The sequence below is a fragment of the Ensifer sp. LC11 genome, assembly GCF_001695835.1.
Classification (GTDB): domain Bacteria; phylum Pseudomonadota; class Alphaproteobacteria; order Rhizobiales; family Rhizobiaceae; genus Ensifer.
Map to the genome: position 1 here is coordinate 20,384 of NZ_MBSO01000008.1, position 26,187 is coordinate 46,570.

24 protein-coding genes are annotated in these 26,187 nt (G+C 63.0%); 12 read left to right on the top strand and 12 right to left on the bottom strand.

What is annotated here, in order from left to right:
* The first annotated feature begins 32 nt into the window (after window positions 1-32).
* Window positions 33-1,391 (top strand): MATE family efflux transporter, encoded by a 1,359-nt coding sequence (locus BBX50_RS05770; protein WP_065774367.1) that lies wholly within the window; start codon window positions 33-35, stop codon window positions 1,389-1,391.
* On the opposite strand, the gene BBX50_RS05775 is transcribed toward BBX50_RS05770, so the two are convergent.
* Entirely contained in the window at window positions 1,367-2,452 is a 1,086-nt protein-coding gene (locus tag BBX50_RS05775; RefSeq protein ID WP_065774368.1) for a quinone-dependent dihydroorotate dehydrogenase, read from the bottom strand. The genes BBX50_RS05770 and BBX50_RS05775 overlap by 25 nt on opposite strands.
* Entirely contained in the window at window positions 2,449-2,796 is a 348-nt protein-coding gene (locus BBX50_RS05780) for a DUF952 domain-containing protein (RefSeq protein WP_065774369.1), read from the bottom strand. The genes BBX50_RS05775 and BBX50_RS05780 overlap by 4 nt, the downstream gene beginning before the upstream one ends.
* Before the next feature lie 169 nt (window positions 2,797-2,965).
* Here BBX50_RS05780 and BBX50_RS05785 point away from each other — a divergent pair, with 169 nt between their 5' ends.
* The gene (locus BBX50_RS05785) at window positions 2,966-3,385 is read left to right on the top strand and encodes a hypothetical protein (RefSeq protein WP_065774370.1); all 420 of its coding nucleotides are present in this window, start codon (window positions 2,966-2,968) and stop codon (window positions 3,383-3,385) included.
* Window positions 3,386-3,466: 81 nt separating this feature from the next.
* Entirely contained in the window at window positions 3,467-4,117 is a 651-nt protein-coding gene (locus BBX50_RS05790; protein ID WP_065774371.1) for a response regulator transcription factor, read from the top strand.
* A gap of 52 nt (window positions 4,118-4,169) precedes the next feature.
* Here BBX50_RS05790 and BBX50_RS05795 read toward each other — a convergent pair whose 3' ends face one another.
* Entirely contained in the window at window positions 4,170-7,673 is a 3,504-nt protein-coding gene (locus BBX50_RS05795) for a PAS domain-containing hybrid sensor histidine kinase/response regulator (protein WP_065774372.1), read from the bottom strand.
* Between the two features lie 260 nt (window positions 7,674-7,933).
* Between BBX50_RS05795 and mscL the strand changes: the two genes are divergently transcribed.
* Together mscL and BBX50_RS05805 are read left to right on the top strand one after the other, a co-directional pair.
* The gene (gene mscL / locus BBX50_RS05800) at window positions 7,934-8,362 is read left to right on the top strand and encodes a large conductance mechanosensitive channel protein MscL (protein WP_065774373.1); all 429 of its coding nucleotides are present in this window, start codon (window positions 7,934-7,936) and stop codon (window positions 8,360-8,362) included.
* 206 nt (window positions 8,363-8,568) lie between these two features.
* Window positions 8,569-9,735, top strand: a complete 1,167-nt coding sequence (locus BBX50_RS05805) for a pyridoxal phosphate-dependent aminotransferase (RefSeq protein WP_065774374.1) — start codon at window positions 8,569-8,571, stop codon at window positions 9,733-9,735.
* A gap of 30 nt (window positions 9,736-9,765) precedes the next feature.
* Here the strand turns inward: BBX50_RS05805 and BBX50_RS05810 are convergent, their stop codons facing one another.
* The 8 genes from BBX50_RS05810 to BBX50_RS05845 form a co-directional block, all read right to left on the bottom strand.
* A complete protein-coding gene (locus BBX50_RS05810) occupies window positions 9,766-10,074 on the bottom strand; it encodes a chorismate mutase family protein (protein WP_065774375.1) in 309 nt (102 codons plus the stop codon).
* 426 nt (window positions 10,075-10,500) lie between these two features.
* Window positions 10,501-11,505 (bottom strand): cytochrome d ubiquinol oxidase subunit II, encoded by a 1,005-nt coding sequence (gene cydB, locus BBX50_RS05815; RefSeq protein WP_065774376.1) that lies wholly within the window; start codon window positions 11,503-11,505, stop codon window positions 10,501-10,503.
* Window positions 11,495-12,934: a cytochrome ubiquinol oxidase subunit I gene (locus tag BBX50_RS05820; protein WP_139108376.1), complete on the bottom strand. Its 1,440-nt coding sequence runs from the start codon at window positions 12,932-12,934 to the stop codon at window positions 11,495-11,497. Before BBX50_RS05820 ends, cydB begins: the two co-directional genes overlap by 11 nt.
* Before the next feature lie 309 nt (window positions 12,935-13,243).
* Window positions 13,244-14,413 carry a M20 aminoacylase family protein gene (locus BBX50_RS05825; RefSeq protein WP_065774378.1) on the bottom strand — a complete coding sequence of 390 codons (1,170 nt, stop codon included), beginning with the start codon at window positions 14,411-14,413 and terminating at the stop codon, window positions 13,244-13,246.
* 1 nt (window position 14,414) lies between these two features.
* Complete coding sequence (locus BBX50_RS05830) at window positions 14,415-15,239, bottom strand: ABC transporter permease (RefSeq protein ID WP_065774379.1); 825 nt, start codon at window positions 15,237-15,239, stop codon at window positions 14,415-14,417.
* Window positions 15,236-15,961: an ABC transporter permease gene (locus tag BBX50_RS05835; RefSeq protein ID WP_065774380.1), complete on the bottom strand. Its 726-nt coding sequence runs from the start codon at window positions 15,959-15,961 to the stop codon at window positions 15,236-15,238. The genes BBX50_RS05830 and BBX50_RS05835 overlap by 4 nt, the downstream gene beginning before the upstream one ends.
* A 98-nt stretch (window positions 15,962-16,059) precedes the next feature.
* Entirely contained in the window at window positions 16,060-16,842 is a 783-nt protein-coding gene (locus tag BBX50_RS05840; RefSeq protein WP_065774381.1) for a transporter substrate-binding domain-containing protein, read from the bottom strand.
* A gap of 36 nt (window positions 16,843-16,878) precedes the next feature.
* A complete protein-coding gene (locus BBX50_RS05845; protein WP_065774382.1) occupies window positions 16,879-17,652 on the bottom strand; it encodes an ABC transporter ATP-binding protein in 774 nt (257 codons plus the stop codon).
* A gap of 272 nt (window positions 17,653-17,924) precedes the next feature.
* On the opposite strand from BBX50_RS05845, the gene BBX50_RS05850 reads away from it, so the two are divergent.
* The 5 genes from BBX50_RS05850 to secD all read left to right on the top strand — a co-directional run bounded on the left by BBX50_RS05850 (window position 17,925) and on the right by secD (window position 24,584).
* Complete coding sequence (locus BBX50_RS05850; protein ID WP_065774383.1) at window positions 17,925-18,548, top strand: TetR family transcriptional regulator C-terminal domain-containing protein; 624 nt, start codon at window positions 17,925-17,927, stop codon at window positions 18,546-18,548.
* A 17-nt stretch (window positions 18,549-18,565) separates the two neighbouring features.
* Window positions 18,566-19,756, top strand: a complete 1,191-nt coding sequence (locus BBX50_RS05855; protein ID WP_065774384.1) for a pyridoxal phosphate-dependent aminotransferase — start codon at window positions 18,566-18,568, stop codon at window positions 19,754-19,756.
* Window positions 19,753-21,360 carry a 5-guanidino-2-oxopentanoate decarboxylase gene (locus BBX50_RS05860; protein ID WP_065774385.1) on the top strand — a complete coding sequence of 536 codons (1,608 nt, stop codon included), beginning with the start codon at window positions 19,753-19,755 and terminating at the stop codon, window positions 21,358-21,360. Before BBX50_RS05855 ends, BBX50_RS05860 begins: the two co-directional genes overlap by 4 nt.
* Before the next feature lie 164 nt (window positions 21,361-21,524).
* Window positions 21,525-21,932 carry a hypothetical protein gene (locus BBX50_RS30695; protein WP_065774386.1) on the top strand — a complete coding sequence of 136 codons (408 nt, stop codon included), beginning with the start codon at window positions 21,525-21,527 and terminating at the stop codon, window positions 21,930-21,932.
* Window positions 21,933-22,043: 111 nt separating this feature from the next.
* Window positions 22,044-24,584 carry a protein translocase subunit SecD gene (gene secD, locus BBX50_RS05870; RefSeq protein WP_065774387.1) on the top strand — a complete coding sequence of 847 codons (2,541 nt, stop codon included), beginning with the start codon at window positions 22,044-22,046 and terminating at the stop codon, window positions 24,582-24,584.
* Between the two features lie 290 nt (window positions 24,585-24,874).
* On the opposite strand, the gene BBX50_RS30205 is transcribed toward secD, so the two are convergent.
* Complete coding sequence (locus BBX50_RS30205; protein WP_161952196.1) at window positions 24,875-25,051, bottom strand: hypothetical protein; 177 nt, start codon at window positions 25,049-25,051, stop codon at window positions 24,875-24,877.
* A 100-nt stretch (window positions 25,052-25,151) separates the two neighbouring features.
* Between BBX50_RS30205 and BBX50_RS05875 the strand changes: the two genes are divergently transcribed.
* Together BBX50_RS05875 and BBX50_RS05880 are read left to right on the top strand one after the other, a co-directional pair.
* A complete protein-coding gene (locus BBX50_RS05875) occupies window positions 25,152-25,364 on the top strand; it encodes a hypothetical protein (RefSeq protein ID WP_065774388.1) in 213 nt (70 codons plus the stop codon).
* A gap of 236 nt (window positions 25,365-25,600) precedes the next feature.
* Window positions 25,601-26,056: an Rrf2 family transcriptional regulator gene (locus tag BBX50_RS05880; RefSeq protein ID WP_065774389.1), complete on the top strand. Its 456-nt coding sequence runs from the start codon at window positions 25,601-25,603 to the stop codon at window positions 26,054-26,056.
* The last annotated feature ends 131 nt before the right edge of the window (window positions 26,057-26,187 follow it).

Below are 26,187 nucleotides of genomic sequence, written 5' to 3' on the forward strand. Positions count from 1 at the left end.
TCATCACTCTCCTGTCGCACCCGGACCGTTCGATGACCGCCGCTTCTCCCGCTTCGCCGAGCAATACCGCCGGCGCTTTCCACGTCTCCCACCGGCTGATCCTGGCAATCGCCCTGCCGATGACGCTCGGCTTTCTGACGACGCCCTTGCTCGGCCTGGTCGACACGGCGGTTGTCGGGCGGATGGGGCAGGCAACGTTGCTCGCCGGCCTTGCGGTTGGCGCCATCATATTCGATCTGATCTTCACCACCTTCAATTTCCTGCGCGCCGCCACAACCGGCCTCGTCGCCCAGGCCTACGGCCGCGGCGACCGACGCGAGCAGCAGGCGGTGTTCTGGCGGTCCCTGATCATCGCACTCGCTTGCGGCGCGGCGAGTATACTCATTTCGCCATTTCTGCTCTCTGGCGGTCTCTGGCTGATGGGGCCGGAGCCGGAGGTGGCGGCGGTGACATCCACCTATTTCCTCTGTCGCATCATCTCCGCTCCGGCAGCGCTCGCCAACTATGCCATCCTCGGCTTCGTGCTCGGCCGCGGCGAGGGCACCATCGGGCTGATGCTGCAGACGCTCATCAACGGCATCAACATCGTGCTGTCGATCCTGCTCGGCCTCGTTCTCGGCTGGGGCGTGATGGGTGTCGCGCTTGCAACGGTCACCGGCGAGATCATCGGCGCGCTCGCCGGCTTTGCCATCGTCTATGGCCGCTTCGACCGCAAGGATGCGCCGAGCTGGGCTGAAATCGTCGATCGCGAGCGGCTGAAGCCGCTCTTCGGCCTCAACCGCGACATCATGATCCGCTCCTTCGTGCTCTTGGCCGCCTTCACGCTGATGACCCGCATCGGCACGGCCTTCGGGCCGGTGACACTTGCAGCCAACGCGGTGCTGATGACGATCTTCCTCGTCGCCGGCTACTATCTCGACGGCCTCGCCAACGCTGCCGAGCAATTGATCGGCCGCTCGATCGGGGCGCACTACCGCCCGGCTTTCGATCGCGCGCTGCGGCTGACGGCCGCCTGGTCGCTGGGGCTTGCTTTGCTGACGACCGCCGCCTTCCTGCTATTTGGCGACGGACTCATTGATCTCTTGACGACGGCGCCCGACGTTCGTGCTGTCGCTTACGAGTATCTGCCCTGGGCGGCGGTAACGGCGATGACCGGCGCGCTTGCCTTCCTGATGGACGGCGTGTTCATAGGTGCCACCTGGTCGCGCGAAATGCGCAACATGATGGTCGCGGCTTTCATAGCCTATGTCGCAGCGCTTGCGGTGCTGGTACCCGCCTTTGGCAACCATGGCCTGTGGGCGGGTCTCAACCTGTTTCTGCTGATGCGTGGCCTGTTCCTGCTATCGCGGATCCCCGCAAAGGCGCGTCAGACGTTCCGGCCGGCCCAATAGTCGAGGCGGCTGTCGCGGATGTCGCGGATCGAGGCGAGCCGGTCGCGGTCGCAGAGATCGGAGAGGCCGCGAACGATGCGGCCGGGAAGCGCCGGGCCCTCATAGACCATGCAGGAATAGAGCTGCACCAGGTCGGCGCCGGCACGGATTTTCTCTGCCGCGGTCTCCGCAGAGCTGACACCGCCAACACCGATGATCGGCAGCTTCGGTCCGACGCGCTTGCGCATCCGGGCAAGCACCGCCGTCGATTTTTCAAAGAGCGGCTTGCCCGAGAGACCGCCGGCTTCCTGCGCCTGGCGCTGGTCCTTCAGTCCGTCACGCGACAGCGTCGTGTTGGAAACGATCAGGCCGTCGAGGCCGTGGGCAAGAACTTCGGCGGCGATATCGTCCATGCCCTCTTCGGTCAGATCCGGTGCGATCTTCAGGAACACCGGCACACGCCGGTTGCTGCGCAGGGCCTCCTCGTCGCGGGCGGAAAGCACGGCCGAGAGCAGCGCGGCGAGGCTCTCGCGCGCCTGCAGGTCGCGCAGGCCCGGCGTGTTCGGCGACGAGATGTTGGCGGTAAAGTAGCGGGCGACCGAATAGAACGTATGGATGCCGCTGACATAATCGGCGATCCGATCGGCGCTGTCCTTGTTGGCGCCGATGTTGACGCCGATCAGCGCATCGCGCGAACACGCCTTCAGTCGCGCGAGCGCCGCACCGTGACCTTCATTGTTGAAGCCGAGGCGATTGATGACAGCCTCGTCCTCGACCAGCCGGAAGATACGTGGCTTGTCGTTGCCGGCCTGCGGCTTCGGCGTCACGGTTCCGATCTCGGTGAAGCCGAAACCGATCTTTAAGAGCGCTTCCGGCACCTCGGCGTTCTTGTCGTAGCCGGCGGCCATGCCGATCGGGTTCGGGAAGCTAAGGCCGGCGACCGTCTGGGAAAGCCTTTTGTCGGCCTTGGCCGGACAGCTCGGCACCATTCCTGTTTTCAGCGCCTTGATCGACAGGCCGTGCGCGGCCTCGGGGTCGAACAGAAAGAGGCCGCGGCGGGCGATACTGGCAAGCGGGTTCATGCGTCAAGTTCCGGAAAGCTATGCAGGCCGTCGGCGCCAAGCGGCAGCGGTTTTTCCCAGACGACGGCGGAGAGGAAGAGCGGGGCGTAGAGATGCGGGAAGAGGGCGCCGCCGCGCGAGGGCTCATAGACCAGCTCTTCACCGAGCGCGTCGCCATCGACGGCGACCAAAAGCAGGCCCTCCTGCCCCTCGAAATGCCGAGCGGCGGTCTCGACGGCCTGTTCGGCGGTCGAAAAATGGATGAAGCCGTCGGCGAGATCGACCGGCGCGCCGTCGAAGCGACCGCTACGCTTGGCTTCCTGCCATAGCGAGGCCGGAACGATCTTGTAGATGGTGGAATCCATGGTGTCTTTTTGTCCCCGTAATCTTCTGTCGTGGCCTTGCCGCAAATATGAGCGATTGTCCATCGCAGAAGGACGACGATTCGCGCATAATCGCTGGCGAAGATCGATTTCGCTCTTTTCGTTCAAGCGCAGGCGCTGTCCTCGCAAGGGTCGCAATGGAGAGGACGTCATGAGAACTGTTGTTGTCGCATTTCTGATCGGTACCGGTCTGGCAATGGCCGGCAGCGCAAGCGCCCAGGATCCGGCGCCCGGTCGTTACAGCATGCAGAAGTCCGAGACCGGCATTGCCAGGCTCGATACCCAGACCGGCGAAGTGTCGCTCTGTCAGGAGAAGGACGGCCAGCTCGTCTGCCGCATGGCAGCCGACGAACGGGCCGCGTTCGATCAGGAGATCGACCTCCTGGCGAAACGGGTCGAGGCTTTGGAAAAGGCCGTGAAATCCGGTGAAAGTGCCGCAAAACAGGACCTTCCGGCTGAGGAAGAGATTGACCGGGCAATGGGCATCATGGAAAGAATGATGCGTAAATTCATGGATATCGTGAAGGACCTCGAAGGCAGCGATCCTGAGCAGGAGCCGCAGAAGACCTGAGACGCCGGAGCGGCCATGCGGGATGCGGGTCAGCGCGTGGGGGCGTGCAGATTTCATTCCGGGCTCTTGGGAGGGAGCAGCATGACACCGGACATGACCATCATCATCGCCGACGACCATCCGCTGTTTCGCGGCGCAATGCGCCAGGCCTTGAGCGGCCTGGATGGAGCGCCCAATGTTGTCGAGGCGGGCGATTTTGCGACCGCCCGCAAGGCGGCGTCCGATCGTCCCGACGCCGACCTCCTGCTGCTGGATTTGACCATGCCGGGTGTGAGCGGTCTTTCAGGCCTGATAGCACTTCGCGCGGAGTTTCCGAGCCTGCCGGTCATGGTGGTCTCTGCCCACGACGATCCGGCCACGATCCACCGCGCGCTTGACCTCGGTGCTTCCGGCTTCCTCTCGAAATCGGCCGGTATCGAGGAGATCCGTGACGGCATCGAGAAAGTCATGGCCGGAGAAGTTTTCGTGCCGGCTGGTTACGATCAGGCGCAAGAGTACGAGCCGGAGGTCGCCGACCTGCTCCAGCGCCTGCAGACGCTGACACCGCAACAGTCGCGTGTCCTCAGCATGCTGGGCGAGGGCCTGCTCAACAAGCAGATCGCCTACGAACTCGGCGTGTCCGAGGCGACGATCAAGGCGCATGTCTCGGCGATCCTGTTGAAGCTCAACGTCGACAGCCGCACCCAGGCCGTCATCCAGCTGTCGAAGATCGGCTCGGTCGCGGCCGCCTGAGGGCGGCCAGTCAAACGCTGCAGCCGCATTCTCCCCGTGTAACTTGGAACGCTCACTCCGCGGCAGCTCTCGCCGTCGTCGAAAGCTGCGTCAGCCAGGCGCGCATCGCCGCCGGCCGCACTGGCTTGTTCTGCACGGCGACGCCGTCGCGCTCCGCCGCCGCGCGGACTTCCGGCGAACGGTCGGCTGTTACCAGAAGCGCCGGTATTGCCTCGCCGAAGTGTGCCCGGAGCTTTGCAATCGCCTCGATGCCGCTGCCATCGTCGAGATGATAATCGGCGATGATCGCATGCGGCCGTTCACTTGGCTGCCCTTCGATCTCCGCGCAGGCGGAGATCGACTCCACCGTGCTGACGATGCATCCCCAGCCCGAAAGCAGCACTCGCATACCCTCAAGGATGCGCGGTTCGTTGTCGATACAAAGCACGCGCAGGCCATTCAGCGCTTCACTGGCCTTGCTCGGAGCCACCGGGCGGACCGCAACCCGCTCACCCGCATTCGCGTCGAGCGGCAAGGTCACCTTGAAGCCCGTACCCTTGCCTGGTGTCGATTGCAGGCCGACCGGATGGTTGAGCACGCGCGAGATGCGGTCGACGATCGAAAGCCCGAGGCCAAGGCCGGAAGCGGTTCGTGCGCCTTCGTCGAGCCGCGCAAATTCCTTGAAGACGGTGCGGAACTTGGACGAGGGGATGCCAATGCCGGAATCGAGCACCTCGATCGTCGCCATCGCACCGCGCCGGCGCACACCGACCAGCACCTTGCCCGTGAGCGTGTATTTGATCGCGTTGGACACGAGATTCTGCACAACGCGCCGAAGCAGGTTCGGATCGCTGCGCACGACGAGCGAGGTCGGCATGACCACGAGCTCAAGATCCTTCGCGCGCGCCATCGGGGCGAAGTCGGTCTCGATGCGCCGGAGCAGGTCATTGAGCGGGACGGATTGCACCCGCGCCTTCATCGCCCCGGTGTCGAGGCGCGAAATGTCGAGCACGGCGCCGAGAATGGCCTCGACCGATTCCAGCGAGGAATCGATGTTTTCGACGAGCGTGCTGTTGTCGGAATCGCCGAGCCGCTCGACCAGTGAGGACGAATAGAGGCGGGCGGCATTGAGCGGCTGCAGGATATCGTGGCCGGCGGCTGCGAAGAAGCGTGTCTTGCCGATATTGGCCTCTTCCGCTGCGGCGCGGGCCTCGGCGAGTTCGTGGTTCACGCGGGTCAACTCGCCGGTGCGCTCGGCGACGCGCAGCTCCAGCGTCTCGTTCGCCTGCTTCAGCGCCATATCCGCGGCGACGCGCTGGGTAATGTCGGTATAGGTGGTGACAATACCCTTGTCGGGCATGGCGTTGGTGCGCACTTCGATGATGCGTTCGCCATTGCCGAGCTCGAGCAGGAAAGGTTTGTCGAGCGTCAGGAAGTTGGCGATCAGTCCCTTTTCCTCGTCCTTGCGGATATCGCCGCGCTTGCTGAGGACTGCGACGATATCGGCAAGCGGAAAGCCGACCTGGCCGGCAGCCTCCGGCAGATCGAGCAGCTGGCGGAAACGCCGGTTCCAGATGATCAGGTTGTTGGCGTTGTCGAAAACGGCGATACCCTGGTCCATCTGCGCAAGCGCGGTGTTGAGCATGTCCTGATTGTATTGCAGCGCCTCGCTCGCCTGGTCCAGCAGCCAGGCCGTCTCGGACGATGTGTCGTCGCCGCGCTGCAGCGCCAGGGAAAGCACCAGCCGCGCCGAGGACGAGCCGATAGCGCTTCCGAGCAATTGCTCGGAGAAATGCACGACGGCCATATCCGCGGGCGCGTTGTCGTCGAGCCAGCGGCCGGTCTGGCGCTCATAGGTATGGAACGAGCGCTGCATGCGCTCGGCCCCCATGTAGCGGGCGATCGTCGCCTTGAGGTCGCGCACCGTGACCTTGGTCTTGCGGCCACGGAAGGCGCCTTCGGTTCGCGAGCGCCGGGTGATGAAGACGCCGGCCTGGAAGCGCTCGATCGGCTTCGGTGTGCGCGTCAGCGACGCAAGCACATAGCTGGTGCAGTTGACGAGCAGGCTCAGCGCGGTGGCATTGACCAGCGGGTCTGCATTGGGGCCCGAAAAGAGATCGGTGAACGGCAGCAGGAAGCTTAGGACCGTCGTTGCCACATGGGAATTGTCGGGCCCGCCGAGGCTCGGAAGGAACAAGAGATAAGCCCAGACGAGGAAGCCTGAGACCATGCCCGTGATGGCCCCGCGCGCATTGGCCTGGCGCCAGACGAGACCGCCGAGCAATGCCGGCGCCATCTGCGAGATGGCGACGAAGGACAGGAGGCCGAGCGAGGCGAGACCGGCGCTGATGTCGGCGGAGCGATAGTAGCCGTAGCCGAGCAGAAGCACGACGAAGATCGCCGAGCGGCGGATGTTGAGCAGCGTGCCTGCCAGGTTTTCCTGCAGGCCGCCGCGTTGGCTGAGATTGCGCCGCAGGAACACCGGCATGACGATGTCGTTGGAGATCATTATCGACAGCGCCACCGAGGCGACGATGACCATGGCCGTTGCCGCCGAGAAGCCGCCGATGAAGGTGATCAGCGTCAGCACCGGCAGATCGTTGGCGAGCGGCAAGGTCAGCAGGTAGAGATCCGCGTCGCCGGTGCCGGAAAAGGTCAGGATGCCGGCAATGGCGATCGGCAGCACGAAGAGATTGATGCCGATCAGATAGAGTGGAAAGAGGATGCCCGCGGTGCGAAGCTCTCCTTCGGTACGGTTTTCGACGACGGTCACATGGAACTGCCTGGGCAGCATGATGATCGCGAAGGCGGAGGTCACGATCAGCAGGACCCACCGCGCCGTCGGCGTCTCATAGGAAAGCGCCGATTGCACCGCTGGGCTCTGTTGTGCCAGCGACCAGAGATGGGCAGGGCCGTTGAAGACGACGAAGACGATATAGAAGCCTGCTGTGACGAGCGCTACGAGCTTGACGAGCGATTCCATCGCAATCGCCAGGATCAGCCCGTCCTGGTGCTCCGTCGCATCCGTGTGGCGTGTGCCGAAGACGATGGCGAAACAGGCGAGGAACAGGGTAACGAGCAGGGGCAGGTCGATGAAGCTCTGCCCCTTGCCGATGCCGTAATCGCTGGTATTGATCATTGCCGCGACCGAGCTCGAGATCGCCTTGAGCTGCAGTGCGATATAGGGAATGGCGCCGACCAGCGAAATCAGCGCGACGATCGCCGCCACGGCCGGGTTCTTGCCGTAGCGTGCGGCGATGAAGTCGGCGACGGAGGTCAGTTTTTCGGTCTTGGCGAGGCGAATGATCTTGCGGATCAGCGGCATGCCCAGTGTGAACATCAGGATCGGCCCGATGTAGATGCCGGTAAATTCGAGCCCGCGCTCGGCGGCAAGCCCGATGCCGCCGAAATAGGTCCAGGAGGTGCAATAGATGGCAAGGCTCAGCGCATAGACGAGCGGTCTGCCCTTCAGCGCAGCGCTGTTCCTCCTGGCCCGCCGGTCGCCATAGCTCGCCACTGCAAACAGCAGCAGCAGATAGGCGAAGGCCGAGGCAAAGATGACCGAACCTGAAAGCATGCCTCATTCCTCCGGGGCAAAGCATAGGACAAGTCCGCCGGGTTGAGAATTGCCCGGCGTATGAGTCTTAAGTCCAAGGTGCTGCAAGAGAAAATGGTCCAGTGCGTGTGGCGGTGGGGCATCCTTCTTTTCGCAGGCGCCAATTGATCAAAGGCAAAGAAAGGTTTTCTCGCTGCCCGCTTTGGTTTAGTTTCCGTAAACGGTTGCAGCGCGGGACAGCGCCGGCGGTCGTTTTCAACGGGGATAGTACGGAGAGACGTATGCTGAATGAGTTCAAGGAGTTTATTGCCCGCGGGAACGTGATGGATCTCGCCGTCGCCGTGATCATCGGGGCCGCCTTCAACAAGATCGTGACATCGGTCGTCGATGACCTGGTGATGCCGATCGTCGGCGCGCTGACGGGCGGCGGCTTCGATTTCTCCAACTACTTCGTGCCGCTCTCGGCCAACGTCACGGCGACGTCTCTCGCCGCTGCCCGCCAGCAGGGCGCGGTCTTCGCCTACGGCAGCTTCATCACCATCCTCATCAACTTCCTGATCCTTGCCTGGATCATCTTCCTGATGATCAAGGCCGTGAACCGCCTACGTGCGTCGGTCGAGAAAAAGAAGGACGAGGCCCCGGCGGCTCCGCCGCCGGAGGACATTCAGCTTCTCTCGGAAATCCGCGACCTGTTGAAACAGCGGGCGTGACCCTTCCTCGCGGCCCCGGCCAACCGGGGCCGCGAAACATCACAGAAATCGATAAACCGGTCAGATAAAGTCGCGTGATCGCATGGGCGAAAGCGGCTAGAAGCGACGGGCAGTCTAGAGCGGTCCACCTCCGCTCAATCCATTGGAATCTTTCACGATGGCCTCAGGCGGTCCTGCCTGAGACATCGTGCCTTCGGAGCCCGCCGATGACTATCCTGAGCACCATCAGCCCTCGTGCACTCGCGGCGCCCGAAAGCGGCATCGTCGAGGTGGTGAATTATGCCCGCGGACGTGACGGCCTGATCCCGCTCTGGGTCGGTGAGGGCGACCTACCGACGCCTGCCTTCATCAGCGATGTTGCGCGCGATGCACTTGCCGCCGGCGAGACCTTCTACACCTGGCAGCGCGGCATCCCGCCGCTGCGCGAGGCGCTGTCGCGCTACTATCAGCGGCGCTTCCAGAAGGCCCTTTCGCCCGAGCATTTCTACGTCGTCGGCTCCGGCATGCAGGCGATCAAGCTCTCGATCGAGGCGATCGCATCGCCCGGCGACGAAATGGTGTTGCTGACGCCGGCCTGGCCGAATTTTGCAGCCGCCGCGGACCTCTCCGGCGTCCGTCCTGTCTCCGTCGAACTGCGCTTCGAACACGGCAAGTGGCAGCTCGATCTCGAGCGGCTGGAAGCAGCCATCGGTCCGAAGACCAAAGCGCTGTTCATCAATACGCCGTCGAACCCGACGGGCTGGACCGCGACGCGCGAAGAACTGGCGGCGATCCTGGCGCTTTCGCGCAAACACGGCCTCTGGATCATCGCCGACGAGATCTATGCGCTCTATTATTATGCTGGCGCCCGCGCGCCGTCCTTCCTCGACGTCATGGAGGAAGGCGACCGGATCCTGTTCGTCAATTCCTTCTCGAAGAACTGGTCGATGACCGGTTGGCGCGTCGGCTGGATCGTCGCTCCGCCTGAGATCGGGCAGGTGCTCGAGAACCTGGTACAGTATTCGACGTCAGGCGTCGCTCAGTTCATGCAGCGCGGTGCCGTCGTGGCGCTCGACGAAGGCGATGCCTTCGTCGATGCCAATGTCGCCAAGGCCGCGAAAAACCGTGACGTCTTCTGCGACGCGCTGATTGCCACCAACCGCGTGGAAACGCTGAAGCCTGACGGTGCGCTCTATGCGTTCCTGAAAATCGACGGCGTCACCGATTCGCGCGCGGCCGCGATCGATATCGTCGACAAGACAGGCGTGGGCCTGGCGCCTGGTACTGCTTTCGGCGATGGCGGCTCGCTGTTCATGCGTGCCTGTTTCCTGCGCGACCCGGCTCAGGTGAAGGAAGCCGCGGACCGTCTTCAAAGCTACATCCTCGGCCGCTGACGTCGGCGAAGGGGTTGGCCGAAAGGGCGGCTATTCGTCGCCGGTTTCTCCGAGCAGCCGTTGCTCATGGGCGATCGCGTGGCCGATGAGCCGTGCCCAGATATCCTCGTAGAAGTCAGGATCGAGATTGAAGTTTGCGGCGTTCTTGCGGGCGTTCTCACGCACTTCCATGACCCTGGCCGGGATATCGGCCTTCAGTTTCAGCGGCCGTTTGATCTCGGCCGCCCGGTCGATATAGCCCCAGCGTTCGGCAAACAGCGTCATCAGCGCCTGGTCGAGCCGGTCGATCTCGGCACGCACATCGGCCATGGTGGAGCATTGCGCGGGGGTCTTCTGCATCTGTCTCGTCCATTTGCCTGAAGCGTGACCGTTCCGGCCAAACGCAGATCCAGGATGTTCGAGCGTCCCTCGGCTTTCGACACGGAAGCGGGGCGCCCTTGCGGCGCACTGCTAACAAACGGCGGGCTTTATGAGAAGGGGCAACAGGGTCGCAGCCGGCGACCTAGAGGGTAGTCACCTCAGCAGGCGATCGCTTTGCAGGGGAGGAGGGTGCGGTCCTGTCTCCGTCTGCGGCGATCGCCTGCTGACGTGTTGAGTGAAGTTAGCCGGCGAAACTTGAGCGAGGCTTTTTAGAGCGCGATGGGAAAATCGATCACGTCCCGATCATCAATTTGATTGCCAGACCGACGAGGGTGACCGCCGCCACCCCCGCGCACCAGAGGCCGACGAACCAGAGAAGCTTGCGGCCGGTTCCCGTTTCGCCTGTCAATGGTAACCCTCCTCCGGATCGACCTTGCCGCGGAACACCCAATAGGCATAGCAGCTATAGGCGACGATAATCGGCACCAGCACCAGCGCGCCGGCGAGCAGGAAGGACAGGCTTTCCTCAGGTGCTGCCGCATCCCAGATCGTCAGCGACGGCGGCACCATGTAGGGATAGAAGCTGATGCCGATGCCGGCATAGCCGAGCACGAAGAGACCGAGCGCTGCGATGAAAGGCCGGCTGTCGTGGCGATTGCGGATGCCCGTGATCAGCGCATAGAGGCAGCCGAGCACGAGCGCCGGCACGATGACGCTGAAGATCGCCGTCGGAAAGCCGAACCAGCGCTCCAGGTAAAGCGGTTCGAGAAACGGCGTCCACAGGCTGACGATGCCCATGGCGGCGACGGTGCCGAAGGAGCATTTAAGCGCGAGATCACGGGCCCGGTCGGCAAGCTCGCCATGGGTCTTCATGACCAGCCAGGTGGCGCCGAGCAGCGCATAGCCGACGACGACAGCAATGCCGGTCATGATCGAGAAGGGCGTCAGCCAGTCCCACCAGCCGCCGACATAGGCGCGGTTCTCGACCGGGATCCCCTGCACCAGAGCGCCCAGCGTGATGCCTTGCGCGAAGGCGGCGAGCATCGAACCGCCGGAGAAGGCCCAGTTCCACAGATATTCGGCCCGCCTCGTGCGCCAGCGATATTCAAAGGCGACGCCGCGGAAGATGAGGCCGATGACCATGGCGATGATGGGGGCATAGAGCGCCGGCAGGATGGTCGCGTAGGCGAGCGGAAACACCGCCATCAGGCCGCCGCCGCCGAGCACCAGCCAGGTTTCGTTGCCGTCCCAGACCGGCGCGACGGAATTCATCATGACGTCGCGATCATGCTTCTGCGGGAAGAACGGGAAGAGGATACCGACGCCAAGATCGAAACCATCGAGTATGACATAAGCGAGCACCGCAAAGGCGATGATGACGGCCCAGATGAGCGGCAGATCAAAGTCCATGATGACCTCCTTGAGTGCTGGCATGGGTGCTGGGATGCGTGCTGCGGATGGCAGGGCCGGGCATGATACCAGAGCTGCGCAGCGGCCCTTCGTCGAGATCCGGCATCGGATCACGCGGCAATCGCGCCATCAGCCTCAGGATGTAAAAAGTGCCGGCGCCGAAGACGAAGAAGTAGACGATGATGAAAGCGATCAGCGAGGCGGCAACGGCAGGGGCGGCAATCGGCGCTACCGAATTCGCCGTCAGCAGGTGACCGTAGACGGTATAGGGCTGACGTCCGACCTCGGTGGTGACCCAGCCGGCGAGCACGGCGACGAAACCGGCCGGCCCCATGGCGACCGCGGCGCGATGCAGCCAGGCATTGCTGTCGAGAGTACCGCGATAACGACACCAGAGCGACCAGAGGCCGATGCCGAGCATGGCAAAGCCGAGGCCAACCATCACCCGGAACGACCAGAAGACGATGCCGACGGGCGGATGCAATTCCTCCGGGATCGTATCGAGCCCGGCAAGCGGGGCATTCAGATCGTGTTTCAGGATGAGGCTGGAGAGTTTCGGCACCTCGATCGCGTAGTCGACGCGCTTTTCGGGCGAGTTCGGGATGCCGAAGAGGATGAGCGGCGCGCCATCCGGATGGCTCTGGTAGTGACCCTCCATCGCCATCACCTTGGCCGGCTGGTGTTCCAGCGTGTTGAGCCCGTGCATGTCGCCGGCAAAGATCTGGATCGGCGCGACGATCGCAGCCATCCACATCGCCATCGAGAACATTTTTCGCGCCCGCCGCGGCGCGGTCTTGCGGAGGAGATGCCAGGCGCCGCAGGCGCCGACGACGAAAGCGGTGGTGAGGTAAGCGGCGAGCACCATGTGCGTCAGGCGATAGGGGAAGGACGGGTTGAAGACGATTGCCCACCAGTCGACAGGAACGAACTGCCCCGCCTCGTTCATCGCAAAGCCCGCCGGCGTCTGCATCCACGAATTGGCCGAAAGGATCCAGGTGGCCGAAATCAGCGTGCCGATGGCGACCATGAGGGTGGCGAAGAAATGCAGCTTCGGCCCGACGCGGTGAAGCCCGAAGAGCATGACGCCGAGGAAGCCTGCTTCGAGGAAGAAGGCGGTCAGCACCTCATAACCCATCAACGGCCCGATGATCGGCCCGGCCTTGTCGGAAAAGACGCTCCAGTTGGTGCCGAACTGATAGGACATGACGATGCCGGAGACGACGCCCATGCCAAAGGCGACCGCAAAGATCGTCTTCCAGAAATTGAAGAGCTCGAGATAGACCTCGTCCTTCTTCAAGAGCCACAGCCCTTCGAGCACTGCAAGGTAGCTCGCAAGCCCGATGGAAAAGGCGGGGAAGATGATGTGGAACGAGACGGTGAAGGCGAACTGGAAGCGAGCGAGAAGGGTCGCATCGAAACTCTCAAACACAGGCGCAATCCTTTCAGACATACGGGCGCTGCGTGTCAGCGATGACACGCGGGCCGTAGCGCTTTGGCTGCTGCATAATCGTTCCTCGATCGTGCGCGATCTCGGGACGTTTTTGGCCTCTGGCCCGCGGCAAATCCTTGGATTGCAGCGGCTTTTCAGCATGCGCTTGAATCTGCGCCAAATTTGCCAAACGTCAATGACAGCGCGGCCGCCACGTTGTCACACTGCGGCAATGTTGCGCTGCGGCATATTGGTGCGGAGCGCCACTGGAGGGCGACAAAGGACCAGTGGGGGACGGGATGAAGTCTGTCAGCGGAGCGGGAGATAGGCCTCCGCAAGCTCGGTCCAGAAGGCCGCGCCGATTGGGAGCAGGTCGTCGTTGAAGTTGTAGCCGGGGTGATGCAGCGGTCTGTCGTCGTCGCTGACCTTCGAGCCGAGGAAGAAATAGGTGCCGGGCCGTTCCTTCAGCATATAGGCGAAATCCTCGCTGCCCATGAAGGGACGGGCGAGATCGACCACCTTGTCGGCACCGGCAAAGCGGATCGCGAGATCGCGCACGAAGTCGGTCTCGGCCTTGTGGTTGATCGTCGCATCGTAGCTGCGCTGGTAGTCGACGGTCGCGCGCATGCCGAAGCTTGCCGCCTGCGCTTCGGCGATCATGCGGATACGGCGTTCGAGTTCGTCGCGGACATCAGGCTCGAAGGAGCGGATACCGACGACGATCTCGGCGCGCTCCGGGATGATGTTGCTGGCCGAGCCCGCATGGAAGGCGCCGACGGTGACGACGGTCGGATCCATCGGGTGGATGTTGCGCGAGACGATCGACTGCAGCGCCATGACGATCGAAGCGCCGCAGACGATCGGGTCCGCCGTCTCCTGCGGTTCTGCCCCATGTCCGCCGCGGCCGTGCACCGTGATGCGCGCCTCGTCGACGGCGGCCATGATCGGGCCCTCCCGAAGGGCGAACTGGCCGAAGGGCAGACCCGGTTCGTTGTGAAGCGCAAACACGGCATCGCAGGGGAATTGCTCGAACAGGCCCTCGTCCATCATGATCTTGGCGCCGCCGAAATTCTCCTCGGCCGGCTGGAAGATCAGGTGGATGGTGCCGTCGAAGTTGCGCCGTTCCGCAAGTGCGCGAGCCGCACCCAACAGCATCGTCGTGTGGCCGTCATGACCGCAGGCATGCATCAGGCCCGAGCTCTTACTGGCATAGTCGAGCCCGGTTTCCTCGAGGATCGGCAGCGCGTCAATATCCGCGCGGATGCCGATGGACCGAGTGCCTGCACCATTTCTGAGCGTGCCGACGACGCCGGTCTTCGCCAGGCCGGTCGTCACCTCGTAGCCGAGACTTGTCAGATGTCTGGCGATGAAGGCGGAGGTGCGCGTCTCCGCCAGCCCGAGCTCGGGATGCGCATGCAGGTCGTGGCGGATGGCGACGAGCTCCGGCATGGCGTTGGTGATGGAGGGGGAAAGTTTCATGTCAGGCACCACGGGTTGGGATGCGGTTTTCGAAGGTGCGGAAGGCCACCACCAGAATGCCGGTGAGGCACATGTAGATGAGCGCGAGCAGGAGCAGCGGCTCGTAGGTGAGGAAGGTTTCCTGCCTGACCTTGGAGATGACGGCATAAACGTCGACGACGGTCACGGTGGCGACCAGCGGCGTCGATTTCAGCTGCAGCACGGTTTCGCCGTTAAGCGTCGGCAGCGCCCGATGGATGGCGCGCGGCAGCCAGATGCGGCGGAACATCGCCCAGCGGCCCATGCCATAGGCTTTCGCGGCCTCCAGTTCGCCGGGCGGAACACCGGCAAAGGCGCCGCGCATGACCTCACCCTCATAGGCGGCAAAGGAAATGGTCAGCGCCGCAACACCATAGGGCCATGCCTCACGCAGGTATGGCCAGAGGAAGGACTGGCGGATCGCCGGGAACTGCGGGAACAGCGAACCGAGCCCGTAGTAAAGCAGCCAGAGCTGCAAAAGCAGCGGCGTACCGCGGATGACGGTGCAGAAGATCTTCGCCGGCAGCTTCAGGAACCAGGGACCCGTCACCTGCACGAGGCCGATCGGCACTGCCAATAGGAAACCGAGGATCGCGGTGCTGAACAACATCACCAGGCTGACGAGAATGCCCCAGCCGAGCCGCGGCAGGTAGCGCGGCAGCCAGTCCCAGCGCATGAAGACGGCGACGGCGACGACGAAGGCGGCAAACACCAGCATCATGACGATGCGATGCGGCACAAAGAAGCTCTTCGCCGTCGGCAGGTCCTCGGGCGTAAACGCAACGGCGTGGGTGGTTTCGTCGGTCATCGGCTCTCCGCAAAACCGCGTCGGGCATGGCGTTCGAGCATGCCGATGAAGACGTTGGAAACGAGCGTCAGTGCCAGATAGAGCGCGCCGGCGGCGAGGAAGAACAGGAGATAGGCCTTGGTCGTGCCCGCCGCCTGGCGCGTGACCAGCGTCAGTTCACTGAAGCCGACGACCGCGAGAAGGGCAGTGTCCTTGGTGGCGATCAGCCAGAGATTGGAAAGGCCGGGGATGGCGTAGGGCAGCATTGCCGGCAGCGTGATGCGCCGCAAGACCTTGGTCGGCGACATGCCATAGGCACGCGCCGCCTCGATTTGGCCCGCAGGCACCGCCTTGATCGCGCCGCGCAGTACTTCGGTCGAGTAGGCCCCTTGCACCACGCCGATCACGAAGATGCCGGCCATCAGGCCGCTGATGTCGACCGGGCCAATCGAAAAGAGTGCAAGCACCTGATTGAGCAGGTCCGTTCCGGCATAATAGAGCAAGAGGATCAGTACCAGCTCCGGCACGGCGCGCACGACGGTGGTGTAGCATTCGAGCAGGTCGCGCAACACCGGGCCGCCATAGAGCTTGCCGAAGGCGCCGCCGATGCCGAGTGCCAGTCCGAGCGTAAAGCCGCCGACGGCGATCTGGATGGAATTGAAGAAGCCCTGCAGCAACACGCCGCCCCAGCCGGGCGCGTTGAGCGAGAGCAGGCCCCAATTGATGAGGGAATCCGCAGCCATGCGTCGTGCTCCGATGGCGCCGGCCGGCGGCAGATGCGGCGTTGAATGCCCTGCGGGCAGGCAACGCCGTAACCGTTCGATCGCCGGCCGATCGCGCCTTATTCGCCGTAGATGTCGAAGTCGAAGTACTTCTTCGAGAACGTATCGTAGCTGCCGTTGTCGCGGATCGCCTTGATCGCGGCGTTCACCTTGTCCTTGAGCTCGGTTTCGCCCTTGCGCAAACCGACGCCGACACCCGGGCCGATCACGGCAACGTCTTCGGCGACATCGCCCTTGTAGTCGCAGCATTCCTTGCCCTGGTCGGTCGCCAGGAACGCCTTGAGCGCGATGGCGTCCGCCTGCACGGCATCAAGACGACCGGCGGCGAGGTCGTTGTTGGCCTCGTCCTGCGTCTGGTATTCCTTGACCTCGACGCCCGCCGGCGCGAAGTGCTTGGCGGCGTAGGCCTGGTGGACCGTTGAGACCTGGACGCCGAGCGTCTTGCCGTTCAGACTTTCCGGGGTCGACTTGATGTCAACGCCCTTGGTGCCGATGATGCCGGTCGGCGTGTTGTAATATTTATCCGAGAAATCGATCGTCTTCAGGCGCTCGTCGGTAATCGACATCGAGCTGATGATCATGTCGATTTTCTTCGAAGTCAGCGCCGGGATGATGCCGTCCCAGGCGACCGGCGTCAGCACGCATTCGAGCTTGGCTTCGGCACACATCGCATTCATGAACTCGACTTCCCAGCCTTCCCAATTACCGCTGGCGTCAGGTGCCGTGAACGGGGGGTAGGGTTCTGCGGCAACGCCGACCTTCAGCGCTTCGGCCGAGGCGGCCACGCCGCCGCTGACGGCAATTGCCGCCGCAACGGCCAGGACTTTCAATGCCTTCTTCATGCTGTTCCCCTTTTTGGTTGTTTAGCATTTTGGAATTCAGTGAATGGAACTGATGAACTTCTTGAGTCTCTCCGATTTCGGGGCGCCGAAAATGGCCTCTGGCGGGCCCTGTTCCTCGATGACGCCGTTGTGCAGGAAGACGATGTGGTTGGCGACGTCGCGCGCAAACTTCATTTCGTGCGTCACCAGGACCATCGTACGTTTCTCGCGCGCCAGATCGCCGATGACCGAGAGCACCTCGCCGACAAGCTCGGGATCGAGCGCCGAGGTTGGTTCGTCGAAGAGCATGACGAGCGGCTGGATGGCGAGCGCGCGGGCAATTGCCGCGCGCTGCTGCTGGCCGCCGGACAGAAAGGCCGGGTAGGCGTCGCGCTTCTCGTAAAGGCCGACGCGCTTGAGCAGCGTTTCGGCCGTCGCAATCGCTTCGGCTTTCGGTTTGCCGAGCACATGGATCGGTGCTTCGATGACGTTTTCGAGGATGGTCATGTGCTGCCAGAGATTGAAACTCTGGAAGACCATGCCGAGCTGGCTGCGGATGCGCTGGACCTGTTTGCGGTCCTCCGGCACCAGGCCGCCGCGCCCGTCGGACTTCATCCTGATCTTTTCGCCGTGCACGCTGACGCTGCCGGAGGATGGTAGTTCGAGGAGGTTGATGCAGCGCAGGAAGGTGGACTTGCCGGAGCCGCTGCCGCCGATGATGGCGATCACATCGCCTTGCTTCGCTGTGAGCGAAACACCCTTCAGCACTTCCAATGGCCCGAAACGCTTGTGCAGGTCAGTGACCGCGATTGCCTGGGCCGCATCCGTCATCGGCGCGCCTGTCCCATGGCTCTGCGAGCTTTTGCTGTCAGCATCAAAACAGTTCCCCTGTCGTTTTCCGTGCGGCATCTTTGTCCTGTCACGGTTTTGTTGACAGGCATGGTTGCACTTGTGCAGCTATTATTCAAGCGTATAATAATACGCATCGTCGATTTTTTGACGCCCGCCCCGAGCCCTGATTTCCCGAAGGAGTCCCCCATGTTCCGGTTTCGGCCGAAGCCTTTGTCGACCGTGGATGCTGCGACGCCAAGGCAGTCTGCGGCATGAACAGGCGCAGCTTTCACCGCGCGCCGGAGGGAGAGCGTCGCCAGGAACTGATCGAGGCGACGCTCGACTGCATCTCCGAATTCGGTCTCAAGGGCGCGACGGTCAGACAGATCGCGATTCGCGCCGGCGTGACCGCCGGACTGGTGCGCCACTACTTCGAATCGAAGGACCAGATGGTCGCCGAAGCCTATCGCGCCGTTATCGCCTCCTTGACGGAGAAGGCGAGCAAGGTCGAGGGCGATCCGGAAACCAGGCTTCGAGATTTTATCGCGATCAACCTCACCGAGCCGGTTGCCGACAGCCGCAGCATCTCGCTCTGGGCCGCCTTCATCAGCCAGGTGCGCGTCGATCCGGTACTCTCCGAGATCCATCGCGAAGGCTATCTCGCCTTCCGCAATTCGCTGCAGGAACTGCTGGCCGATTTCCTTGCCACCAAGGGCAAGCCGGCGGACGCTGAAACCTGCCGGGCGTTTGCCATCGCCATCAACGGACTGGTCGACGGTCTTTGGGTCGAAGGGTGCCTGGCGGGCGATCTTTTTCGCGAGGGTGAGCTCGTCGCCATCGCCATGTCCTCGGTCGAGGCTCTCCTCGGCACCTCGATCGGAACTGCAAAACAATGAAATTGGGAGAAAGCACCATGCGCTACGCGTCCATCACCGAACGTCTCGCCGATCTCGGCTCCGGAAAATGGTCGCTGCATATTCGTGCCCGCCAGCTGAAGGCTGGTGGTGCCGACATCATCGAGCTGACGATCGGCGAACCGGATCTGCCGCCGGATCGTGCCCTTCTCGACGAATGCCAGCGCGCGATGAATGCCGGCCGTTATCGCTACTCCAACGGCCGCGGGGAACATGCGGTTGTGGCGGCTTTGGCCGAAAAATACCGCAAGCGCCGCCCCGACGTGACGACGGAAAACGTCATGTGTTTCCCTGGCACGCAGACGGCGCTGTTCGCCGTGATCCTGGGGCTGGCGGAGGCCGGCGACGCCGTACTCGTCGGCGATCCGCTCTATGCGACGTACGAAGGCGTGATCCGCTCCACCGGCGCCCATCCGGTGCTGGTGCCGCTCAAGCCCGAATTCGGCTTTCATATGCAGGCTTCCGACCTTGAAAAGGCGATCACGCCGGAAAGCCGCGTGCTATTGCTCAACACGCCGCACAATCCGACCGGCGCCGTCCTGACCGCCGACGAGGTCATTGCCATCGGCGAAGTCGCCCGCCGACATGATCTCTGGATCGTCTGCGACGAGGTTTACGAGGAACTGGTGTTCGACGCGGTTTTCGCCTCGCCCTTCGACAATCCGGATCTTGCCGAGCGCACCGTCGTCGTCTCCTCGATCTCCAAGTCCCATGCGGCCCCCGGTTTCCGCAGCGGCTGGGCGATCGGCCCGGTCGAGTTCACCAACCGGCTGCTGCCGGTCTCGGAAACCATGCTCTTCGGCACCCAGCCCTTCATTGCCGATATGACCGCCTATGCGCTGACCCATGATATCGATACCTCCAGGCAGATGCGCGAATCCTATAAGTCGCGCGCCGCGCAGATTGTTGCCGGGCTTGCCGAGGCGCCGGGCATCGAGGTGTTCGCGCCGGAGGCAGGCATGTTCATCTTGATCGATGTTTCCGGAACCGGCCTCGATGGTGACGCGTTTGCCTGGGCGCTGCTCGAAGAAGAGGGGGTTGCGGTCATGCCCGGATCGTCCTTTGGTGATGAGGCACAGAACTATCTGCGCGTCAGCCTGACCGTCCCCGACAGCGATATCGACGAGGCCTGCCGCCGCATCACAGCGCTCGCCGAGCGGTCCAGCCTGCGCAAGGAGCGCCGCGCATGACGATGGAAAAGACGGTTGGCGAAGTCCTCGTCGATCTGCTCGAGGCCAATGGCGTCGAAGTGGTTTTCGGTATTCCCGGCGTTCACACGGTTGAGCTCTATCGTGGGCTGGCGGCATCGAAGATCCGCCATGTGACGCCGCGGCACGAACAGGGCGCCGGCTTCATGGCCGATGGCTACGCCCGCGTCAGCGGCAAGCCGGGTGTCGCCTTGGTCATCACCGGGCCGGGGCTGACGAACACGATCACGGCCATGGCGCAGGCGCGTCAGGATTCGATCCCGATGCTGGTGATCTCCGGCGTCAACCGCCGGGATTCGCTCGGCCATGGCCGGGGGCTTTTGCACGAGTTGCCCGACCAGCACGGCATGATGAAGACGTTGGCGCTTTATTCGCACACGCTGCTCAACCCGGAAGACCTGCCCTTCGTCGTCGACCGGGCCTTCTCGGTGCTCGTCTCCGGCCGGCCGGGGCCGGTGCATATCGAAATTCCGACCGACGTGATGTCGGCGAAAATCGTGCCGCAGGCAGTGCGCCCGGCGACGGCGACGCGACCGCGCTCCGACAGCGAGACGCTGCAGCGTGCCGCGATCCTCTGCGCCGACGCCTCGCGGCCGGTGATCATCTGCGGCGGCGGCGCGCTGACGGCGGAACCGGAAGTGAAGGCCCTTGCCGAACAGATCGGCGCGCCTGTTGTCACCACCGTCAACGCCCGCGGCATGCTCGCTGGCAATCCCTTGCGCGTTCCGGCAAGCCCAAGCCTGAAGGCGGTGCGATCGCTCTTGAGGGAGGCCGATCTGGTGCTGGCGCTCGGCACCGAAATGGGCCAGACGGACTACGACATGTATGCCGATGGCGGCTTCCCGGCCTTGCGCAACCTCATCCGCACCGACATCGACGCGGCACAGCTCGCGCGCGGGCCGCATGCAACGCTTTCGATCCTCTCCGGTGCCAAGGCGGCGACATCGGGCATCCTCGCCTTCCTGCCCGGCCATACCGCGAAGGATGGTGCGGTGCGCGCCGAAACCGCGCGGCGAGCGGCGTTGAAGGAACTGACCCCGAAGATGCGAGCCGAAATTGCCATCATCGAAACCGTCTACAAGACGCTGCCGGACTGCACCATCGTCGGCGACTCGACCCAGGCCGTTTATGCCGGCAACCTTTACTGCGACGCGCCGCGGCAGCGCAGCTGGTTCAATTCGGCGACCGGCTACGGCTCATTGGGTTACGCTCCGCCTGCGGCCGTTGGTGCTGCGGTCGCCGATCCGTCGCGACCGGTGGTATGCCTCGTCGGCGACGGCGGCTTCCAGTTTTCGCTCGCCGAAATCGGCTCGGCTGTCGATGCGCAGGCGAAGGTGATCTTCCTCGTCTGGAACAATGACGGCTACCAGGAGATCGAAAGTTACATGGTCGACGCCGGCGTCACGCCCGAGGGCGTCAAGCCTTCGGCTCCGGACTTCCTGCTGGCGGCCAGGGCCTACGGCGTTGAAGGTCAGCGGCTTGCCTCGATTGCCGATCTTTCTCAGGCACTTGCCGAAGCGGCGAAGCGCAAGGGACCGTCGTTGATTGAAATCCATGAGCGGCGAACGACCGGCCTTTCAGCCTGATCCCGTGGGTCGCGTAGCGGGCCGGATTTGACTTTTCCGGCCTGGAATGGTGTTAAGGGCGCCCATGCTCGATTCCGGCCACGTTCTTTCGTTAAGGTCGGGCATTCGGGCTGAATTTTCGTCTCGCTGGCGCTTGAGCGCCAAGGAAAGGGACCGCGTCCTTGATGGACCGCATGGGTGGTGGCAGCAGGAACATCCAGGCCAGCCGGCTTCTTGCCGTGCTGTGGCTGTTCTGCGCCTCCATGGCGATGCAGGTCATTTCGGTCGGCCAGAGCATCCCGTCGCGCTCGTCGTCCGGCGCGCAGGCCGGCAACGTCACGGACACCGGTTCGAGCGACCGGCCCGTCGCCCGGCAGATTACGCGGGCAACCCCGCTTTCCGATCTCCGCTTCACGGCCGAGCGCAAGGACGCCAAGTCCTCGACCGATGACGGCCTGCCGGCGTTGCTGCCGGCGTCTGTCGAGCTTCAGCTTCCCCAGTCGTCGGATGACCGGTTTCTGCGTCGTCTCGCCGAGCATATCGGTGGGGCTGCGAACCATGGCCCCCACATTCGCGCACCACCCAGCGCCTGACCCATCAATCAGATTATGGTTGGTTGGCGGTTTCGGCTGCGACCCTGCCTTTGACGAAACAAAGTCCTGACGACGCCCCCGTGTCCGTGCAGGCACTCCTGGAACCACAACATGCGTACATCCAAATGGGCGATTCTCGTCTATGTCGCCGTGATCATCTTCGGATGCGTCGCGGCGCTTCCCAACGTGCTGACGCCAGCGCAGCGTGAACAGTTCGCCGCCTGGCTGCCGGTCAAGCCCGTGACCCTCGGCCTCGACCTCAAGGGCGGGTCGCACCTCGTCCTCGAAGTCGACGCCGCCGGCCTGCGCAAGGCGCGGATCGAAACCCTGCTCGACGATACGCGTCGGGCGCTCCGCACCGAGCGGGTCCCTGCCTCTTCGGCCCGTATCGCCGGCGATACCGTGACCGTGAAGATCGAAGACCCCGCTGACCGCGAAAAAGTTCTGCCGAAGCTTAAAGAGCTGGCAGCGCCCGTCGGCACGCTCGGCTTTAGCGGTTCGGCTTCCGACATCGAGGTCACTGAAGATGGTGATACCATCACCGTCGCGATGACCGAGGCCGGCCTTGCCGACCGCACGACCAAGGCGGTCGAGCAGAGCCTGGAGATCATTCGTCAGCGCGTCGACACTGTCGGTGTCGCCGAACCGCTGATCCAGCGCGTCGGCTCCGACCGCATCCTCGTCCAGCTTCCGGGCCTCGAAGACCCGACGGCGCTGCGACAGCTTCTCGGCTCCACAGCCCAGATGAGCTTCCACATGGTCGACCAGACCGTGGATCCCAACCAGCCGGCACCGCGTGGCGTCGACATCCTGCCGGGTGCGCACGACACCAACAAATATGCGGTCGAAAGCCGCGTTGCGATTTCGGGCGAGCGGCTGGCCGATGCCAAGGCCGGCTTCGATCAGCGCACCAACGAGCCGATCGTTTCCTTCACCTTCGATTCACTGGGTGCGCGCCAGTTCGCGGAAATCACCCAGGCCGCTGTCGGCCGGCCCTTCGCGATCGTGCTGGACGGCAAGGTTCTGACGGCGCCGGTCATCCGCGAGCCGATCATCGGCGGCAACGGCCAGATCAGTGGCAATTTCACCGCACAGGAAGCAACCGTTCTGTCGGCGCTCCTGCGCTCGGGCGCGCTGCCGGCACCGCTGACCGTCATCGAAGAGCGCTCCGTCGGCCCGAACCTCGGTAGCGATTCGATCCGCATGGGCATCTATACCGGCCTTGCCGGCTTTGCCCTCGTCGTCACCCTGATGGTCGTGCTCTATGGCGCATGGGGCATGATCGCCAATGTCGGCCTGGTGCTGCACACGATCCTGACGATCGCGCTGCTGGCCATGCTCGGCTCGACGCTGACCTTGCCCGGCATCGCCGGTATCATTCTCGGCATCGGCATGGCGGTGGACGCCAACATCCTGATCAACGCGCGTATTCGCGAAGAGACGGAAGGCGGCGCCGGTGCGATGAAGGCGCTCGATATCGGCTTCAACAAGGCCTATGCAACCATCATCGATAGCAACGTCACGACGCTTTCGGGCACCGTGCTGCTGTTCGCCTTCGGTTCCGGCCCGGTAAAGGGCTTCGCCGTCACGATGATGCTCGGCATCATCATCTCGATGTTCACGTCGATCACCGTCGTGCGCCTGATGATGCGCGAGGTCGTCGTTCGCCGGAAGATGAAGAAGCTCGAAATTCCGTCGCTGTTCGGCAAGGTTCCGAAGCTTCCGTCCTTCTCCTTCATGAAGGGCCGCTTCGTCGCCATCGGCATGTCTGCCTTCCTGTCGATCAGCTCCGTGGTGCTGTTCTTCACGCCGGGCCTCAACTACGGCATCGACTTCGTCGGCGGCATCCAGGTCGAGACCACCTCGAAGAACACGCTTGATCTTCCGGCGCTGCGCCACAACCTCGAAGCGCTCAACATCGGCGAAGTCGCCCTGCAGGAGTTCGGCCAGGACAAGTCCGTGCTGATCCGTGTTCAGCGCCAGCCTGGCGGTGAACAGGAGCAGACGGCGGCACTCAACCGCATCAAGGACGCCGTGGTTCAGACGATCCCGGATGCGAGCTTCGAGCGTACCGAGGTGGTCGGTCCGACCGTCAGCACCGAGCTTGCCCGTTCGGGCTTCCTCGCCGTCGGCCTCGCCATGGTGGCGATCCTGCTTTACATCTGGTTCCGCTTCGAATGGCACTTCGCCGTCGGCGCGATCGCGGTTCTATTGCTCGATATCACCAAGACCATCGGCTTCTTTGCGCTGACAGGCATCGACTTCAACCTGACGGCCATCGCTGCGCTGCTGACGATGATCGGTTACTCGGTCAACGACAAGGTCGTGGTCTATGACCGCATGCGTGAGAACCTGCGCAAGTACAAGTCGATGCCGTTCTCCGATCTGATCGACATGAGCATCAACCAGGTGATCGCGCGATGCATCTTCACCTCGATGGCGACGGCCTTCTCACTGGTGCCGATGGCGATCTGGGGCGGCGATGCGGTTAAGAGCTTCGCCTGGCCGATGATCTTCGGCGTCATCGTTGCGACGACCTCGTCGATCTACATCGGCGGCCCGATCCTGCTCTTCCTCAATCGCTGGTGGAAGGATCGCGAAGGGTCCCGTACGGGCGCGAGCACTCCGCAGGCCGGTACGCCGACGGTCTGATCCCTCCGCGGATCGAGCGGAGAGGCAGGCGCAGATCCGCCTGCGCTCTTCCTCATTCCGTTGAAATGACATGAAACGTGAAGGGGCGGCCCGACGGGCCGCCCCTTTTTTGTCCGAATGTGCTGTCTTTATCCCATCCGTGCCTTGCAGACTGATTCTTCGCTTCCTAGATAGCGAAGGTCACCGGTTCCGGGGCGGGAGAATGGATATTGCGTCTACTCCCCCTAAAGTTTGAAGGGTGAAGAATTTTTTTCTGCGTCTTCATCTTTTTAATTGACGTAATTGGTAGATTATTCTAGTTTGCAAAATACGTGATGCGGGGAGTCCGCCTCACGGTTGTTCATCAAACGCTCCGGCATGCTGATGCCGGGCCAGCCAAAGGAGAGTGACATGTTCGGAAACGTCTCGACCGCCGCCTTCTTCGGCACGCGTCTCCTTTGTCGCGCAACAGAGAAAAAACGGCTCATTCGCAATCTCTGCCGAATGTGACCATCGAATCCCTCGAAGTTTATCTTTTGCCGAAATTGAAAGTCTCCGCGCCCCCGGCGTGGAAGGAGCGTTATTTGCATGAGCAAGCAGGTTATCGAATTTGGCGGCGAAGCCGTCGGTGTTGTTGTCCCGGATGAAGATCGGTTCAAGTTCCTCGCCGTGAAGTATCACGTCTGGGATCTGGACGCGAAGCGCTTCGGTTCGGCCGATGAGGCGCGCGCCGCAATCCGCCAATTGCTGGCCCATCAGGCAGTCCAGGCGCGGCGGCAGGGCCATAGCGCGGCCGCCTGAGGGCAATTGGCGGGACCAGCGAGGAAAGCCGTGGGCGGCTTTCCTGCCGCCGCCGCCCTGTTGCTTCCCGACCTCACGGTATTGCGTCGGTCGCTGAAATGATCGCCACGGCCTCGGTCAATTCCCCACTATAAATATATGTTGGCAGTACGTTTCTTGTGCTATGCCAAGCTATATTTGCATTTGCGCGGACGATTCCCGTTTTCTGGGCGCCGCCGCAGGGAAAGCGTGCCGGAATGCTGACGAAGAAGGGAAAATACGGACTGAAGGCGTTGGTCGATCTTGCGCGGCTGGGGCCGGGAGAGACCGCCTTCATCACCGAGATCGCCCAGCGCAACAATATCCCGAAGAAGTTTCTCGATACGATCCTGCTCGAATTGCGCAATGCCGGCATGCTGCGTTCGAAAAAGGGGCCTGGCGGCGGCTATTCGCTGTCGCGTCCCGCGTCTGAAATTCGCATCGGCCATGTGATCCGCACGCTGGACGGGCCGCTGGCCCCGATCCGCTGTGCCAGCCGCACCGCCTATGAGGTCTGTGAAGACTGCAACGACCCCGAGACCTGTCAGGTGCGGGTGTCGATGACCACGGTGCGCGATGCCGTTGCCGCGATCCTCGATTCCATGACGCTCGAGGAATTCGCCGCCGACAAGTCGATGCCGCTCGAAACGGTGGAAGAAAAACGGGTAGGCTGACGAAAAACGTCCCCCTTTGCGCCAGTTTTCCCCCGGAACCTGCTTCTAAGGCTTGGTTTGCCCAGAAAAAGCGCCTATCTGCCCTCAATGGTCTGGCAGGCATCAATTGCGGCCGGCAGCAACGTCTTCGC